We start from the raw sequence: 15588 nt of genomic DNA on the forward strand, positions 1-15588 counted from the left end.
GTGCCTTCACGGCACTTCCTCGGTGATCACCTCGAAGCGGGAAAGTGTGGCCGGGCCGAAAGCCGTCGACATGGCGACGTCGGTGGCGTCGCGGCCGGTCGCCATCAATATTCTGCCGATCCGCGGCGTGTTGTGGCGGGCATCGACCGTGTGCCAATGACCGCCGAGAAAGACTTCGAACCAGGCGCTGAAATCCATTGGATTGGGATCGGCTGGAACGCCGATATCGCCGAGATAGCCCGTGCAATATCTGGCAGGAATGTTCATGCATCGGCAAAACGCCATGGCGAGATGGGCGAAGTCGCGGCAGACGCCGCTCTTGTCGGTAAAGCCGCCATGCGCGGTTCTGAGAACGTCGGCCTTCTGATAGTCGAAGGTGATGTGGTTATGCACAAAGTCGCAAATCGCCTGCACGCGCGCCCAGCCGAGCGGCGTCGACGAGAAGGTTTTCCAGGCAAAATCCGAAAGCCTGTCGGTGTCGCAGTAACGGCTGCCAAGCAGGAAGACGAGCACTTCGTCGGGTAGGTCCTTAATCGCATGCTGCACGGCCTCGGTGGGCACGACGTCGGGTTGCCCCGTGTCGTAAATCTCGAATCTGGTCGAAATCGTCGTCAGCCCGGGCGGAGCGATGATCCGGCTGCAGGCGTTGCCGAAACTGTCGGTATACTCCCAGACTTCGATAGCCCGGTCGAATGTCAGGACCTGCTCGCTCAGAAGATCGGCACGACGAGAGGGGTGAATGTTGAGCACCAGCAGCATCGGCGTCGGCTGGATGCATTCATAGCCCAGATGGAACCCGGCGCGTATCTTCATTGTGGCTTCCTCGTCCTGCCCGCATGGAGGTGAGTATGGAACGCCGATTGCGCTGCCCGGTTCCAGCGGCCGCGCAACTGTCATCCAGCCGCGGTGATCCATCATCATCCCTGTTTTATCCCCGCCTGCTGCGTGGTGACGTTGACCTGCACCGTCATGCTGTCGAAATCCGACCCGTCGCCGTCATAGCTGCCGCTCAAAGGAACAGCCTGGCGCGGATCGCGGGCAACGGCCACGCGAATCAGATCGCGGTTGCCGACGATGCCATTGGTCGGATCGAACTCCGCCCACCCAGCCCCGGGAAGATAGATCTGGCACCATGCATGTGTGGAGCCGCCGCCGAGCACGGTGGAGCCGTCCCGATCGGGGACGTAAACATAGCCGCTTACGAATCGCGCTGCCAGGCCGAGCGTGCGAGCAGCCTCCATCATCAGAAGTGCGAAATCCCGGCACGTGCCGGAGCGAAGATTTAAGGTCTCAAGCGGTGCCTGCGTCCCATGTTCGTGGCGCCGCGCATAAGCGAAGCTTTCCCGAATGGCATAACAGAGCGTCATCAGCAGGTGCCCAGTCTCAGTCGGGTGCCCCAGGCGCACAAACCGGCGCGCCCAGCGGCCGATCTCATCGCCCGGATCGGGGTAGTGGCGCTGCATCGCCGGCGCGAGATCGGCGATTTCGTCCTTGTCGTAGGAGAAGGGATAGGTGAGCGCCGCCTCGTCGATTCGAATATCCGGGGCGAACTGGGGTGTGTGGTCGAGCGTGATCCAGGTTTCGAAGCGAAGCTCGGAGGAGGGCCGCGAAAAATCGACGAGCGCCACGCAATTGCCGAAAACATCGTGGATCCAACGCACATGACTTTGCTCCGGATAGGTCGTCAACGACGCTTCGATCAGCCGCTGGTCGAAACTGTCGCGCGGCCGGAACATCAGGCGATGCTCGCCGAAATCGACCTCCCTGCGGTAACGATAGGCCGTGATGTGGCGGACCGTAAAAATCGTCATGGCCCGCCACCGGGGGATCTATTCACCTTACTGCTCCCAAGATGGCGACTCCGTCTCCTCATGAAGCGCCCTTCCCGCTTCCCCGCCTATCCCGATTTCTTGTCATATAAGCGGGTTTGAAAGATTGCTATTGTACCTTGACCGATCGACGGCAGGGCCGTCCAACCTAAGAGGATAACATGCATATCATCTGGGACGTTCTCACTCTTCTGCTGATCATCGGTTCGCTCTATGGCGGTCGCGAATATCGGATTATTCGCGCCCGTGCCCGCGCTCAGAATTGGGGCAGCTTCTAAACTCGATCCTGGCGGTCGCGGCCGGAATCTGCCGGTCGCGGTTACGTCGAATGACGTAAAGCCATACGATTAAGGAAATGCTGTATTAGTCGAGACGGTTTCCATCCGTCCATTCTCTCTGTTAGGCCAAGCCCGCCTCACCCCAGGCGGGCTTTTTTTCATGCAGAGCTTGGCCGCCCAGTGATGGCGCGCGTTTCGCTGCTGCCGTTACTTCTTGGCACCGGCCGAAAGCACCCGATGCGTCGCGTTGTCCATTGCGTGGCTGGCCTCCTGCCCATCCTTCTTCAGTCCGTAGGCAGTGTTGCCGCAAGCGGAAAGCGTCAGCAGGCAAAGGCAGGCAAAGGCGATAGCAGCTTTTGACATCGAGTTTTTCCCTGATAGAGGCGACCTCCAGGAAAAATGATGCAGTCCGCGCCAAAATCAATCCGTGCATTAAATCGGGGCATGTTCCGTCGCCCTGTACCCGATAATGATCCAGGTTACGCCAGGTAAAAACCCCATGAAATGTTGGGATTGTTTGCCTCTTAGCGGTGACATTGCCTGTAGTACCTGTATTTCATCGCCGGTCGCAGCGGATCATACTACTGCATTGGTGGTATTTCTAATTTTACATAAACATCACCCTTAACTATCTGTTAGTAATAACCTTGCGTCGATCGAAGTTAGGCTTATTCTATACCCAGAAGGGGATAGGTAAGAATGTTTAGCAAAAGCCTGATCATGCCTTTCGGCTTCGCAATGCTTACTGTGGCAGGCCTGCTGTTCCAGCTGATTGCCTACCTGCTGGAGACGCCGGTCACCCTGTTGCAGCCATAATCGACTAAATTCCTCCAGGAGTGGAACTTTCTGCGGTTTCGTGCTTTGCTGCGAGTCGGTTTACACGAGGGATTACCATGGAAGGCGCGGGCGTGGGTTGGATTGCAGCCATCATCATCGGCGGTATCGCCGGCTGGCTGGCGGAAAAAGCCATGAGCAGCAGCATGGGCCTGCTCATGAACATATTGCTTGGCATCGTCGGCGCGATCGTCGCCAACTGGATCCTCGGCCTCTTGCACATTCAGCCGCTGGCCGGCTGGCTGGGTTACCTGATCACCGGCTTCGTCGGTGCGTGCCTGCTGATTTTCGTTGGCCGCGCCATCCGCCGCTAATGGCCCAGACATAACTCTCGGACATGACTCAAAGCCGGGCGCGCCTTGCGTCCGGCTTTTTCTGGCCCGAATTCCGTGTCAGCGGCGGCTCATCAGGCCGAAAACATAGGCGATGCCCGCCGTCACCGCGAGCGCCATGATCGGTTCTTCGCGAACCTTGTCGCGCAGCCGTTCCGTCATCAACGAAGCTTCGTCCGTAACCACCGACTTCGCCCCCTGCCCCAGCGCCCGCACACTGTCCGTCAGCCTGGACAGATCTTCACGGAGTGCCGTGACCTGCGCCGACAGATCGTCTGCTGCGATATCCGCCTTGACGCGCGCAGCGGTGGATTCGGCGGAAGCGGTTTTCAAATCTGCCATGGTCTGCTCCTGTTTCATGGGATGCCGCTTCAACGAAATGGCGGCCCGAAAGGTTCCGCCGAAGCCGATCTTTTGTGTGCGGTCAACGCCTTGCGTCGTCACCGTCGCTCTGCGCAGCTTTTCGCGTGACAACCCTTCATTTCCTGTCGGGTTTGTTCTAAGGAACGTCGAATGTCTGCCCGCGCGCGGGTCAATGAATACTGCGAGGTTTGCGTTTCCATGTTCCATTTTCTGAGAAGAGCTGCTCAGACCTGGGTTGCCAAGCTGCTCCTGCTTCTCTTGGTCGCCTCCTTCGGTATCTGGGGCGTATCGCGCGAGCTGATATCAGGCGGCAACAGCACCACGGTCGTGACCGTCGGCGATCAGCGTGTGGGCGTCAACGAATTCCACCTCGCCTATCAGCGTCAGGTGGCAAGCCTCGGCCAGCAATTCGGCATGCGTCTCACGCCCGAACAGGCCCGTGCCTTCGGCGTCGAACAGCAGGTCCTCTCTCAGCTCATCGCGGGCGCTTCGCTCGACCAGCTCGCCGCAGACATGAATCTCGGACTGTCAGAGGATCGCCTCGCCCAGTTGATCGGTGATGATCCGGCTTTCAAGGCCATCAATGGCCAGTTCGATCGCGAGCTGTTCGTCTCTCGCCTGCGCAATGCCAACATCCGCCAGGACGATTACATCAAGGAACGCAGCAAGGTGGCCGTGCGTAGCCAGATCGTCGATGCCGTTTCCAACGGCTTCACCGCGCCGAAGACGCTGGTCGACGCATTGAAGCTTTACGGCGATGAAAGCCGCAGTGTCGACTACCTCCTGCTGACCAACGCCAATATCGAACCGATCAAGGCGCCGGCCGATGATGTGCTCGCCGCCTGGTTCGAGGGCGTCAAACAGCGTTACCGCGCGCCGGAATATCGCAAGATCGCCTATCTCAAGCTGCAGCCGGCCGATATCGCCGATGCCGCGACCGTCACCGACGACCAGGTCCGCGAAGCCTTCGATAAGGGCAAGGATAGCTATCGTACGCCCGAAAGCCGCACCATCGAGCAGCTGACCTTCACCAGTAAGGATCTTGCCGCCGCCGCCGAAACTGCGTTGAAGAGCGGCACCAGCTTCGATCAGCTGGTCTCCGACCAGGGCAAGACGGCAAGCGACGTGCTGCTTGGCGAATTCACCAAGGACAAGGTTCCCGACCAGGCCGTTGCCGACGCCGCCTTCGCGGTTTCGAAGGACGGCGGCACGACGCCGGTTGTCGACGGTTCTTTCGGTCCCGTCATCCTGCGCATCACCAATATCAAGGCGGAAACGGTGAAGAATTTCGACGAGGTGAAGGAGGAGATACGCAAGCAGCTGGCGCTTTCCAATGCCTCTCAGGAAGTGATCAACGTTCACGACCGTATCGAGGATCTGCGCGCCGGCGGCGCCACGCTTGAAGATATCGCCGGCCAGCTGAAGCTCAACGCCGTCACCATCGATGCTGTCGACGCGACCGGTGCCGACAAGGACGGCAAAGAGGTCAAGGATATCCCCGCCAAACAGCAGCTGCTCGGGGAAGCGTTCAAGACCGAGGTCGGCGTCGATGCGCCGCCGCTTCCGATCGGCAATGATGGTTATGTCTGGTTCAACGTCCGCGAGATCACGCCGGACCGCGACCGTCCGATCGCCGAGGTGCGCGAAAAAGCCGTCGAGGACTGGACGGCGGAGCAGCAGAAGGCCGAACTGGCCAAAAAGGCCGACGAATTGAAGGCCGAGGCACAAAAGGGCACCGCCCTTGCGGACATTGCGACGCCACTCGGCATCGCCGTCGAAAGCAAGAGCGGCATTACCCGCTCCACCGACGATCCGGTTCTCGGCCGCGCCGGCGTCAAGGCCGCCTTCTCCGGCCCTATCGATACGGTGGCAAGCGCTGTCGGCGCCGATCCCTCGACGCAGATCCTGATGAAGGTGACCGAGGTCAACAGCCAGCCGACCGGCGACGTGCTGAACAATCGCGATGCCCAGCTCACCGCCATGGCCAACGCCGCCGGTGATGATATTCTCGATCAGATGGTCAACCTGCTGCAGGCGCAGTACGGCGCGCAGGTCAACCAGACACTCGCCGAACAGACGGCGGCCCGCTAGAACAGGATGATTTTAGGCCGGGTCGGCCTAAAATCTGAATCCTGTTCCGAATTCAACAGTTAGAGCATGATGTTCGCCGAAGGACGCTCACACTTTTCGGCGTCATGCTCTGGGAGGTTTTATGTCCGATCTGAAACCGTTCCTGGCCAAGGCCGCAAGCCGCGAGCCGCTGACGCGTGACGAGGCGCGCGCTGCCTTCGACATCCTGATGTCGGGCCAGGCGACGCCTTCCCAGATCGGCGGCTTCCTGATGGCGCTGCGCGTGCGTGGCGAAAGCGTCGACGAGATCGTCGGCGCCGTCACCACCATGCGCTCGAAAATGCTGACCGTCGAGGCGCCGGCCGATGCCATCGACATCGTCGGTACCGGAGGCGATGCCAGCGGCACCTACAATATTTCGACGCTGGCGGCACTGATCGTCGCCGGCGCCGGTGTGCCGGTGGCAAAGCACGGGAACCGGGCGCTGAGCTCGAAATCGGGCGCGGCCGACAATTTGGCTGCACTCGGCGTCAATATCGATGTCGGTCCCGAGATCATTTCCCGCTGCATTGCTGAGGCCAGCGTCGGCTTCATGTTCGCGCAGCTTCATCATTCCGCCATGCGCCATGTCGGCCCGTCCCGCGTCGAACTCGGCACCCGCACCATCTTCAATCTTCTTGGGCCGCTCTCCAATCCGGCCGGTGTCCGCCGCCAGCTGCTGGGCGTCTTTTCGCCGCAATGGCTGGTGCCGCTGGCCGAAGTCATGCGCGATCTCGGCTCCGAATGCGTCTGGGTGGTTCATGGCGACGGTCTCGACGAGATCACCACAACAGGCATCACCAAGGTTGCCGCCCTCGAAGACGGCAAGATCCGCACCTTCGAGCTGTCGCCCGCCGACTTCGGCGTCAGCCCCTGCGTGCTCGCCGATATCAAGGGCGGCGATGGTGTCGCCAATGCTGCAGCACTTCGCGAGGTTCTTGGCGGCGCGAAAAACGCCTACCGCGATGTTTCGCTGGCCAATGCTGCCGCCTCGCTCGTCATCTCGGGCAAGGTCGACACGATCCGCGACGGCATGAAGCTTGCCGCGCATTCGCTCGATAGCGGCGCCACCGCCCTCGCTCTCGACAAACTCATCGCCGTTTCCAACGATATCGATTAGGATTGCCGAATGAGCGATATCCTGAAGAAGATCGAACTCTACAAGCGCGAGGAGATCGCTGCCGCCAAGGCGACAGTGTCGCTGACCGACCTTAAGGCGATGCAGGCCGGGCAGGCCGCGCCGCGCGGTTTTTATCACGCGCTCACGGCCAAGCGTGAGGCAGGCCATTTCGGCCTGATCGCCGAGATCAAGAAGGCAAGCCCGTCCAAGGGCCTCATTCGTCCGGATTTCGATCCGCCAGCGCTGGCAAAGGCCTACGAAGCCGGCGGCGCAGCCTGCCTTTCCGTGCTAACCGATGCGCCAAGCTTTCAGGGTGCACCGGAATTTTTGACGGCGGCGCGTGCCGCCTGCGCCCTGCCCGCTTTGCGCAAGGACTTCATGTTCGAGACCTATCAGGTCCATGAGGCCCGCGCCTGGGGCGCCGATTGCATTCTGCTGATCATGGCGTCGCTCACCGATGACGAGGCGGAGCGTCTGCAGGACGAAGCTTTTTCGCTCGGCATGGATGTGCTGGTCGAGGTTCACGACGCGCCGGAAATGGAACGCGCGCTGAAGCTCTCCTCGCCGCTTATCGGCATCAACAACCGCAACCTCAGGACTTTCGAAGTCAGCCTGACCGTCAGCGAGACGCTTGCCTCCATGGTTCCTGACGATCGGCTCCTCGTCGGCGAAAGCGGCATCTTCACCCATGCCGATTGCAAACGCCTGCAGGCTGCCGGCATCAATACCTTCCTGGTCGGCGAAAGCCTGATGCGCAAGGACGACGTGACGGCCGCCACCCGCGCGCTGCTCGGCGGCGAAGCGGCAATCGCGGCCGAATAAGATGAACGGCGGAAAGCCTGGCCTTACCCATATCGACACGTCAGGCGAGGCGCATATGGTCGATGTTTCCGACAAGGCCGAGACGGTGCGCGTTGCCACCGCGGAAGGCCATGTGAGAATGGCGCCGGAAACACTCGCGCTCATCCGCCAGGGCAATGCCAAGAAGGGCGATGTCATCGGCGCGGCCCGCCTTGCCGGCATCATGGCCGCCAAACAGACCGCCAATCTGATCCCGCTCTGCCACCCGCTGATGCTGACGAAGGTGACGGTCGAGATCGCGGAAGATGCGGCCCTGCCCGGCCTGCGCGTCACGGCAACCGCCAAGCTGACCGGCAAGACCGGTGTTGAGATGGAGGCGCTGACCGCCGTCTCCGTCGCGTGTCTGACGATCTACGACATGGCCAAGGCCGCCGACAAGGCAATGGAGATCGGCGGCATCAGGCTGCTCGAAAAATCCGGCGGCAAATCCGGCAATTTCCGTCATCCGGAGGCGAGATGAACCTGCTCCCGGTCACCGAGGCACAGAACCGCCTGCTCTCTCGGGCAAAGCCGGTCGCAGCATCGGAGACGCTGCCGCTCGCCGAAGCAGAGGACCGCATCCTTGCCGTCGATCTCACGGCCGGCCTGACACAGCCACCCTTCAATGCATCGGCGATGGATGGCTATGCGCTGCGCCGCGAAGACGCGCCGGACCCGGGCGCTGTGCTGAAGGTCATCGGCACCTCGGCCGCTGGCCACGGCTTCGAGGGAAGCGTCGGCCGCGGAGAAGCCGTCCGCATCTTCACCGGCGCGCCGGTTCCGCCAGGCGCCGACAGCGTCCTGCTGCAGGAGGATGCTGAGAAGATCGAAGACGGTATCCGAACCAATTTCCCCGTCCGGCAGGGTCAGCATGTGCGTCCCCGCGGCCAGGATTTCGTCGAAGGCGAAGCCGTGCTGACGGCCGGAACCGTGCTCGATTTCTCGCGGTTGACGGTCGCTGCCGGCATGAACCGGCCCGACGTCGAGGTGCTCCGGCGCCCGCTGATCGCCATCCTCGCAACCGGTGATGAACTGCTGCCGCCCGGAAGCACGCCCGGCCCTTCGCAGATCATCGCGTCCAATACGTTTGGTATCGCAGCCCTCGCCCGCAAGGCCGGCGCCGTTGTGCTTGACCTCGGTATCGTCCCGGACGAACAGGCGAGGATCACCGCGGCGATTGACACGGCACGAAACGCCAAGGCCGATGTCATCGTCACGCTCGGCGGCGCTTCGGTCGGCGACCATGATCTGGTGCAGGCAACGTTGATCGAGGCCGGCATGCAGCTCGATTTCTGGCGCATTGCCATGCGTCCCGGCAAGCCCCTGATGGTCGGCAGCTTCGGCGACATCCATGTGCTCGGCCTGCCCGGCAATCCGGTCTCGAGCCTCGTCTGCTCGCTGCTCTTCCTGGAGCCGCTGATCCGCAAGCTCGCCTCCCTGCCGCAGGTGCGACGCGAGGCAATGGTGGAGGCAGCCGTCACACTGCGCGCCAATGATCACCGGCAGGACTATGTCAGGGCGAAACTGTCGAAATCTGCTGCCGGAACCTGGCTCGCAGAACCCTTCGGCAAACAGGACTCCTCGATGATGAAGGTATTCGCGCAAGCCGACTGCCTCATCATCCGCCCGCCGCATGCGCCGGAACTGCCGGCCGGAGCGCCCTGTCCGGTCCTGCTGCTGCGGCCGGACCTGCTCGGCTGATATTGCAGTTTCAATTTATTTCGATCTCTGGGCGATCTTTTTCCGCTCCCGCGGCCGATCAGGACAACAGGAGCTACATTTGTAGGGGGGTTTATGTTATCCAGGTGCACGATGTCGGCTGTCATCCTTCTCGCAGCCTATTCGGCCGCCGTTGCGGCAGTGCAAGGAAGCCCCGCGTTGGAACCATCTTCCGCCGCCGATGCCCCCTGGGCGATTGAGTGGCTAACGCCCGATCTGAAAGGCGCGGCGACGCCAAAAACACTTATTCTTTGCTCTGATCGCATGGCCGAGCATCTCAAGCGGTACCAGTCGCTGATTGAAAAGCTCAGTGCGCTGAAAGGCCATACGATCCTGGATGGAAGCAAGCTTGAGGCGCGCAAGCCAGCGGCAGACATCGGCTACATCGTCTTCGCGCATAAAGGTAATGAGGACCAGATCGTACGCAATTGCGTTGCAAACTACCCGGAACTCCAGCCGATTGTCACTGAATTCATCGAAAAGGAGATATCGGCAGAACAAGATGAATTTCAGGATCTTATAAAATATGGAATTTTGCCGAAGGCAGCACAACCACGTCAATGTTTTGGAAGGTATTACTACCAGACAGAAGACTATTATCCGACGAGAGCCACAAAGAAATGGTTTGCTCTGATCGAAATGGACTATTCATCAGACGATAGATGTTTTGACGAGTCTTTTTCAGCTACCTTTGGCATTGATCCTGAATCTTGTCGTTCAGCCGGCATCTGCGTCGATGACGGAAAATAAAGGCACTCCGTCTTCATTGAGCACGCAGCCTTTGGCTCGGGTAGCGGATAAGGCGGTAGCAACAGTAATTATTGATCTCGCCTTTCAGCTATTGCTGACAAGCGAAAAGACGCCCGCCTGAACAGGGTCATCCCCCCGACCCCCGCCGAAATCCGGAACCGCATGAGTCGCAATCCGCTGAAGTTCTTTCTGCGGCAGGTAGGCGCGATGGGGATCGCCGATCAGCACCTCGATGCCGGAGGCCTGGCAACGCCGCAGGAAAGCCATCACCCGCAAGGCAAGCGCGGGATCGTAGAACAGGTCGCCGACAACAAGGATATCCGTCTCCTCCGGCGGCGGTGCCTCGATGATATCGGCGGCGACGACCAGGATGTTCACGCCGTTCACTGCAGCGTTGAGACCGATTGCGGCAATGGCGTTGGTATCGACATCGACCGCCGTGACCGCGGCAGCTCCGGCCTTGGCCGCCGCAATGGCGACGAGCCCGGAGCCGGCGCCGAGATCGACGACGCGGCGGCCGGCGACCATCTTCGGCCGGTCGAGCAGATGGCGGGCAAGCACGGCGCCGCCGGCCCAGGGGTAGGCCCAGTAGGGCGCTGGGTTGGTCTCTCCCCGGCCGGCAAGTCGCCAAAGGCCACTCGCGGGTCCTGCCGTATGCAGCAGGATTTCGGGAATGGCCGGGACGGGTGAAATCGGCAGGTTGGCCAGGATAAAGGCGGCCGGATCGGGACGCGGTGTGCCAGAGCGTTTCATCATCGTCATGCTCCCTGTCCCGCTATAAAATCCAACGATTCAATAGTTCTTCATGTCGAGATGCCGCATACCGTCAGATAAAACCCTCCGCCTGACCCGGCGAAGGGCTGCCGGGGAAATCAACCGGGCTTCTTCTTCGAAAACTTGTTCTTCGGCCCGGCGCCGCCCTTGCCTTCGTATTTCGGGCGTTCGGATCTGGCGCCTTCGGATTTCCCGCCTTCGAATTTCTGCTTGTCGTATCTGGGCTTGTCGGATTTCGGGCCATCGAAGCCGGGCTTACCGGGTTTCTTGCTCCAGGGCTTGCTGTCCCGCTTCTCCCCGCCGGTATTCTCGGCCGCGGCATAGCCGCCGCCCCAACCCTTGCCGAACTTCTTCTTCGGCCGCTCGTCGCGGAAGTTATCGCCCGGCCGGTCGTCACGCGAGGCCTTGCCGGCATAGGGCTTCTGTGCCGGCGCACGGCTGAAATCCGGCGTGCCGGAAAGCCTGGTCACGCGGATGCCGCGCTCGAGCGTCTTGTTCGGTCCGAGCGCCTCCTGGAAGCTGTCGGCGCTTGCTACGGCTATCTCGACATAGGTTTCCTCGGGCTGCATCTTGATCGCGCCGATCTCGCGCTTTGTGACGTTGCCGTTGCGGCAAAGCATCGGGATCAGCCAGCGCGGCTCGGCATTCTGCTTGCGCCCGACCGAGACGGAGAACCAGACGCTGGCGCCGAAGTCCTCGCGAGGTCCCTTCTGCGCCGGCTCGTAAGACTCGGCATTGTCGCGGCGCTTGCGGCTGCGCTCATCCTGCACGGTGATCTCGATCAGATCCTCCGGCGCCGAATGATTGGTGCGGTAGAGACGCAGGAAGGCGGCGGCGAGCTTTTCGGCGCCGTGGCTGGAGAGAAGCTGCTGCACCAGCCCCTGTTCTTCCTCCTGCGGCGCTTCGCTGAAGATCGGATCGGCGAGCAGCCGCTCGTCGTCGCGCTCGTTCACCTCCTCGGCCGACGGCGGCCGTGCCCAGGCGGCCGAAATGCCGGCATTCTCCAGCAGGCGTTCGGCCTTGCGTCGTGCATTCAGCGGCACGATCATGGCGCTGATGCCTTTGCGCCCGGCCCGGCCAGTGCGGCCGCTGCGGTGCAGCAGCGTGTCCGGATTGGTCGGCAGGTCGGCATGGATGACGAGATCGAGACCTGGCAGGTCGATGCCGCGAGCGGCGACGTCGGTCGCGATGCAGACGCGGGCGCGCCCGTCGCGCATCGCCTGCAGCGCATGGGTGCGTTCGTTCTGCGTCAGCTCGCCGGAAAGCGCTACGACGGAGAAATTGCGGTTGTTGAAGCGGGCGGTCAGATGATTGACCGCGGCGCGTGTCGAGCAGAAGACGATGGCGTTGGTCGCCTCGTAATAACGCAGCACGTTAATGATCGCATTCTCGCGGTCACTGGGGGCCACCATCAGCGCGCGATATTCGATATCGACATGCTGCTTTGTCTCAGCCGCGGTGCTGATGCGCACGGCGTTGCGCTGATAGCTTTTGGCAAGCTTGGCGATCGCCGCCGGCACCGTTGCCGAAAACATCAGCGTCCGGCGCTCGTCCGGCGCCGAATCGAGAATGAATTCCAGATCTTCGCGGAAGCCGAGATCGAGCATTTCGTCCGCCTCGTCGAGCACGGCGGCCTTCAGTTCCGACATGTTGAGAGCCCTGCGACGGATATGGTCGCAAAGACGGCCGGGCGTGCCGACGACGATATGGGCGCCGCGTTCGAGCGACCGGCGCTCGCTGCGGATGTCCATGCCGCCGACGCAGCTGGCGATCACCGCGCCGGTCATCTCATAGAGCCATTCGAGCTCACGCTTCACCTGCAGCGCAAGTTCGCGCGTCGGGGCGATGACAAGCGCAAGCGGCGCGCCGGCGTTGCCGAAGCGCTCCCCGCCCTCGAGCAGCGTCGGCGCCAGCGCCAGGCCGAAGGCGACAGTCTTGCCGGAACCGGTCTGGGCGGAAACCAGAGCGTCGGACGCGGCAAGATCAGGATCGAGCATCGACTTCTGCACCGGGGTGAGTTCGGCGTAACCGCGCTTCTGCAACGCCTTGGCGATCGCCGGAACGACGCCGTTGAATTCTGTCATGAGTTCGATCTTTCGGAGCTGTCAGGCGCGAAATGCGCCATGGCCGGAGCCAGCCGGCGGGATATTTGCGCCGTTCCTAGCCGCTCCCGCAGCGATTGTCAAAGCGTGCGGCTGTGCCACAGCCAGGCGTCGATATGGCTTGCCCGGCCGCGTAGCTCCGTTTCCAACGGCCCCTCCATCCGGCCGGCTTGCGGTAGCGCGCTGTCGGGGCCCGCGGCACGCACGATTTCGTCGCTCAGCGCCAGCTCGACGCCGTTATGGGCGGCGACCTCCATCAGCCGGGCGCCGACATTCACCGTATCGCCTGCCGCCGTGATCTGCTGCCGGTCGCCGGTGCCGAGCCGCGAGGCGACGATCGGCCCGCAATGGGCGCCGACCTTGAAGCCGATCTTCTTCTCGGCAAAGCCCGCATGCGCGCCAAGCCAGGTCCGCGTACGCTCGCAAAGGCTGACCGCGCAAGAGACGGCGCGGGCAGCATCGTCATCGGCCGGCTGCGGAAGGCCGAACAGGATCATTGCCCCGTCGCCCATGAAGCTGGTGATGGCGCCGCCCTGAGACCGGGCCTCGTCGTCGATGATTTCGAAGAAACCGCTCAGCACTTCGCTGACCTTGACCGGTCCGAGCTTTTCGCTGAGACCCGTGAAACCCGAGAGATCGATGAAGATAACGGCAGCGTTCTGGCGTACCGGCGCGGCGAGGAAATTCGGATCACGCGCCAGCCATTCGCCAAGGCCGGGAGCCTCGATGCGCTGCAGGAGGGCGCTCTGCTCGGCGAAATGGCGAGCGCGGCCGCGGTCGCGCCAGAGTTCGGCCGCACCGAGCAGCAACGCCGGCGGTAGCGCCGCGGCGATCGGCAGCGCCGCACTCAGCCAAAAGCCATTGGCAAAGGCCGACAGATTGAGCATGGCCCAGACCACCAGCACCAGTACCGTGATGAGGTAGCCCGCCGCACTCCGCCGCCAAGCCATCAGCGAGACGAGCAGGAGCGCCAAGCCAATGGCAATACCGGCATCGATCAGCCTCATCCTGCGGTCGCGCACCATGCCGTCGCCGGTGACGAGATGGATGATTGCCGTCGACATCACCTCCACGCCGGGCATGACAGGATCGAACGGCGTCGGGAAAACGTCGCCGCCGCCCGTGACCGTCGAACCGATGACGACGATGCGGCCTGCCACCGCCGCTGCCGGCAGCTTGCCGTCAAGCGCATCGGCGGCGCTGAAGGTGGCGATGCTGCCGCGCCCGCCATAGAAGGTCAGCGGCAGGCGTTGACCGATATCCGTTGGAATACGCAGCGCTCCGAGCATGACGGCATCGCGTTCGATACTGGGATCGGCGCCGAGCGCCAACGATGCGGCACGCAACGGAAAAGCCGGATCCAGCCGGTCGGCGCTGCGCGAAATCAGCGGAACGAAACGCGGCGTGCCGGTCTGATCGGTTGCGACATTGACGATGCCGACCGCCGCCGCCTCGGCAAAACGCGGGAGCGGCAACAGAAGCTGGTTTGCCTCGGGGATGGCGGCCAACGGATCCTCGGCGGAATCGATGACCTGCTGCCTGCTTTGCGCAAATGTGGCCGCCCCCGCGATGACGGTTGGCCCCTGACGCAAGGCGGCGGTCAGCGCCGCATCACCCTCCTCCGGCCCGGGATCGACGAGCAGAATGTCCAGCGCCAGGGCTTTCGGCTTGCCCGCATTGATCGCGCCGACAAGACGGGCAAGCGTGGCGCGGTCGAGCGGATAGCCGTGGGCGGCGGCGGTGCGGTCATCGATCGCGACGATCGACACGACAGGAGGCGGCTCTCTTGCCCCGACGGCGAGGCTGCGGACATCCGCAAGCGTGGCCTCCATCCGGTCGAGAAGGCCGGCCTCGCCGTTGAGATTGAGATAACCGAGCGCAGCGCCCCAAAGACCGGCGAACAGCAGCGCGATCACGGTCAGCAGACGATGGCTCATGATATTTACTGACCGAGGCGGGCAAGAAGGGCAGCGACGCGCGGCGCCGGCCAGCTGCGCACGACAAGAGGTTCGGTTGAGCTGGTTACATCGACGCCCTCGCCTGGCGACAGCACCACCGGCTCGCCGGCCGGCCGACGGACGGCAACGCTGCCCCTGACGACCAGCACCGAGGTCTTGCCGCTTGCGACGTCGACAGCCCATTGCGTGCCGCGCACGGCAGCGATCGCCTGCGGCGTCACCACCTGGAAGCCACCTGTGTGCTGACTGCTGTCGACATCGACGAGAATGGCCTTGCGCCGTAGCGACGCCGAATCGGGACTGCCGTCACGGTTGCGGTCGGTAAGGCGGAAAGACGCGCCGGCCTCTGCCGTCACCTTGACGCCGCCAGGGCAGCTCAGCACCTGACGGGCGCCGGCGTCACGCGATATCGTGCAGCCCGCAGACTGCGCCAAGGCCACCTCATGCGGAATGAGGCCGGCAGCCAGCGCGGCGACAAACAGGTTACGAAGCGTCGTATGCATGGAAAGCCCCCGTGACCGCGCGGAACAGCTTTGCGAAAGCGCCCGCCAACCGTCTTCTTCCATATCGGCCATGATAG

The 15588-nt window shown here is 62.4% G+C and carries 15 protein-coding genes; 7 read left to right on the plus strand and 8 right to left on the minus strand.

Going from position 1 to position 15588, the window contains the following annotated elements; translation table 11 throughout:
• Nucleotides 1–6: 6 nt before the first annotated feature.
• The 3 genes from GGI60_RS27325 to GGI60_RS27335 all read right to left on the minus strand — a co-directional run bounded on the left by GGI60_RS27325 (nucleotide 7) and on the right by GGI60_RS27335 (nucleotide 2470).
• The gene (locus GGI60_RS27325) at nucleotides 7–813 is read right to left on the minus strand and encodes a transglutaminase-like domain-containing protein (RefSeq protein ID WP_183913789.1); all 807 of its coding nucleotides are present in this window, start codon (nucleotides 811–813) and stop codon (nucleotides 7–9) included.
• A gap of 104 nt (nucleotides 814–917) precedes the next feature.
• A complete protein-coding gene (locus tag GGI60_RS27330; protein ID WP_183913787.1) occupies nucleotides 918–1811 on the minus strand; it encodes a transglutaminase N-terminal domain-containing protein in 894 nt (297 codons plus the stop codon).
• A 503-nt stretch (nucleotides 1812–2314) separates the two neighbouring features.
• On the minus strand, nucleotides 2315–2470 hold the full coding sequence (locus GGI60_RS27335; protein WP_183913785.1) for an entericidin: 156 nt from the start codon (nucleotides 2468–2470) through the stop codon (nucleotides 2315–2317).
• A 530-nt stretch (nucleotides 2471–3000) separates the two neighbouring features.
• On the opposite strand from GGI60_RS27335, the gene GGI60_RS27340 reads away from it, so the two are divergent.
• Complete coding sequence (locus tag GGI60_RS27340; protein WP_183913783.1) at nucleotides 3001–3255, plus strand: GlsB/YeaQ/YmgE family stress response membrane protein; 255 nt, start codon at nucleotides 3001–3003, stop codon at nucleotides 3253–3255.
• Between the two features lie 78 nt (nucleotides 3256–3333).
• Here the strand turns inward: GGI60_RS27340 and GGI60_RS27345 are convergent, their stop codons facing one another.
• Nucleotides 3334–3615, minus strand: coding sequence for a hypothetical protein (locus GGI60_RS27345; RefSeq protein ID WP_183838904.1), 282 nt, complete (start codon nucleotides 3613–3615; stop codon nucleotides 3334–3336).
• Between the two features lie 219 nt (nucleotides 3616–3834).
• Between GGI60_RS27345 and GGI60_RS27350 the strand changes: the two genes are divergently transcribed.
• From GGI60_RS27350 to GGI60_RS27375, 6 genes are all read left to right on the plus strand, one after another.
• The gene (locus GGI60_RS27350; RefSeq protein ID WP_183913922.1) at nucleotides 3835–5727 is read left to right on the plus strand and encodes a peptidylprolyl isomerase; all 1893 of its coding nucleotides are present in this window, start codon (nucleotides 3835–3837) and stop codon (nucleotides 5725–5727) included.
• A gap of 121 nt (nucleotides 5728–5848) precedes the next feature.
• A complete protein-coding gene (trpD, locus tag GGI60_RS27355) occupies nucleotides 5849–6865 on the plus strand; it encodes an anthranilate phosphoribosyltransferase (protein WP_183913781.1) in 1017 nt (338 codons plus the stop codon).
• A 9-nt stretch (nucleotides 6866–6874) separates the two neighbouring features.
• The gene (gene trpC, locus GGI60_RS27360) at nucleotides 6875–7687 is read left to right on the plus strand and encodes an indole-3-glycerol phosphate synthase TrpC (protein WP_183913779.1); all 813 of its coding nucleotides are present in this window, start codon (nucleotides 6875–6877) and stop codon (nucleotides 7685–7687) included.
• Between the two features lies 1 nt (nucleotide 7688).
• Nucleotides 7689–8186 (plus strand): cyclic pyranopterin monophosphate synthase MoaC, encoded by a 498-nt coding sequence (gene moaC / locus GGI60_RS27365; protein WP_183913777.1) that lies wholly within the window; start codon nucleotides 7689–7691, stop codon nucleotides 8184–8186.
• The gene (glp, locus tag GGI60_RS27370) at nucleotides 8183–9406 is read left to right on the plus strand and encodes a gephyrin-like molybdotransferase Glp (RefSeq protein ID WP_183913775.1); all 1224 of its coding nucleotides are present in this window, start codon (nucleotides 8183–8185) and stop codon (nucleotides 9404–9406) included. Before moaC ends, glp begins: the two co-directional genes overlap by 4 nt.
• 93 nt (nucleotides 9407–9499) lie before the next feature.
• A complete protein-coding gene (locus GGI60_RS27375) occupies nucleotides 9500–10174 on the plus strand; it encodes a hypothetical protein (protein WP_183913774.1) in 675 nt (224 codons plus the stop codon).
• 84 nt (nucleotides 10175–10258) lie between these two features.
• Here GGI60_RS27375 and GGI60_RS27380 read toward each other — a convergent pair whose 3' ends face one another.
• The 4 genes from GGI60_RS27380 to GGI60_RS27395 all read right to left on the minus strand — a co-directional run bounded on the left by GGI60_RS27380 (nucleotide 10259) and on the right by GGI60_RS27395 (nucleotide 15511).
• Complete coding sequence (locus tag GGI60_RS27380) at nucleotides 10259–10927, minus strand: class I SAM-dependent methyltransferase (protein WP_183913920.1); 669 nt, start codon at nucleotides 10925–10927, stop codon at nucleotides 10259–10261.
• 119 nt (nucleotides 10928–11046) lie between these two features.
• The gene (locus GGI60_RS27385) at nucleotides 11047–13032 is read right to left on the minus strand and encodes a DEAD/DEAH box helicase (RefSeq protein ID WP_183913772.1); all 1986 of its coding nucleotides are present in this window, start codon (nucleotides 13030–13032) and stop codon (nucleotides 11047–11049) included.
• 98 nt (nucleotides 13033–13130) lie between these two features.
• Nucleotides 13131–14987, minus strand: coding sequence for a CHASE2 domain-containing protein (locus GGI60_RS27390; RefSeq protein ID WP_183913770.1), 1857 nt, complete (start codon nucleotides 14985–14987; stop codon nucleotides 13131–13133).
• Between the two features lie 5 nt (nucleotides 14988–14992).
• Entirely contained in the window at nucleotides 14993–15511 is a 519-nt protein-coding gene (locus GGI60_RS27395) for a FecR domain-containing protein (RefSeq protein WP_183913768.1), read from the minus strand.
• Between the last annotated feature and the right edge of the window lie 77 nt (nucleotides 15512–15588).

It is taken from the genome of Rhizobium lentis, from assembly GCF_014200175.1.
GTDB lineage: Bacteria > Pseudomonadota > Alphaproteobacteria > Rhizobiales > Rhizobiaceae > Rhizobium > Rhizobium mulingense.

What these genes read in the sequence shown, in the direction of transcription:
- GGI60_RS27325 (WP_183913789.1), bottom strand. Translation starts at nt 813, where the DNA reads ATGAAGATACGCGCCGGGTTCCATCTGGGCTATGAATGCATCCAGCCG.
- GGI60_RS27330 (WP_183913787.1), bottom strand. Translation starts at nt 1,811, where the DNA reads ATGACGATTTTTACGGTCCGCCACATCACGGCCTATCGTTACCGCAGG.
- GGI60_RS27335 (WP_183913785.1), bottom strand. Translation starts at nt 2,470, where the DNA reads ATGTCAAAAGCTGCTATCGCCTTTGCCTGCCTTTGCCTGCTGACGCTT.
- GGI60_RS27340 (WP_183913783.1), top strand. Translation starts at nt 3,001, where the DNA reads ATGGAAGGCGCGGGCGTGGGTTGGATTGCAGCCATCATCATCGGCGGT.
- GGI60_RS27345 (WP_183838904.1), bottom strand. Translation starts at nt 3,615, where the DNA reads ATGGCAGATTTGAAAACCGCTTCCGCCGAATCCACCGCTGCGCGCGTC.
- GGI60_RS27350 (WP_183913922.1), top strand. Translation starts at nt 3,835, where the DNA reads ATGTTCCATTTTCTGAGAAGAGCTGCTCAGACCTGGGTTGCCAAGCTG.
- trpD (WP_183913781.1), top strand. Translation starts at nt 5,849, where the DNA reads ATGTCCGATCTGAAACCGTTCCTGGCCAAGGCCGCAAGCCGCGAGCCG.
- trpC (WP_183913779.1), top strand. Translation starts at nt 6,875, where the DNA reads ATGAGCGATATCCTGAAGAAGATCGAACTCTACAAGCGCGAGGAGATC.
- moaC (WP_183913777.1), top strand. Translation starts at nt 7,689, where the DNA reads ATGAACGGCGGAAAGCCTGGCCTTACCCATATCGACACGTCAGGCGAG.
- glp (WP_183913775.1), top strand. Translation starts at nt 8,183, where the DNA reads ATGAACCTGCTCCCGGTCACCGAGGCACAGAACCGCCTGCTCTCTCGG.
- GGI60_RS27375 (WP_183913774.1), top strand. Translation starts at nt 9,500, where the DNA reads ATGTTATCCAGGTGCACGATGTCGGCTGTCATCCTTCTCGCAGCCTAT.
- GGI60_RS27380 (WP_183913920.1), bottom strand. Translation starts at nt 10,927, where the DNA reads ATGAAACGCTCTGGCACACCGCGTCCCGATCCGGCCGCCTTTATCCTG.
- GGI60_RS27385 (WP_183913772.1), bottom strand. Translation starts at nt 13,032, where the DNA reads ATGACAGAATTCAACGGCGTCGTTCCGGCGATCGCCAAGGCGTTGCAG.
- GGI60_RS27390 (WP_183913770.1), bottom strand. Translation starts at nt 14,987, where the DNA reads ATGAGCCATCGTCTGCTGACCGTGATCGCGCTGCTGTTCGCCGGTCTT.
- GGI60_RS27395 (WP_183913768.1), bottom strand. Translation starts at nt 15,511, where the DNA reads ATGCATACGACGCTTCGTAACCTGTTTGTCGCCGCGCTGGCTGCCGGC.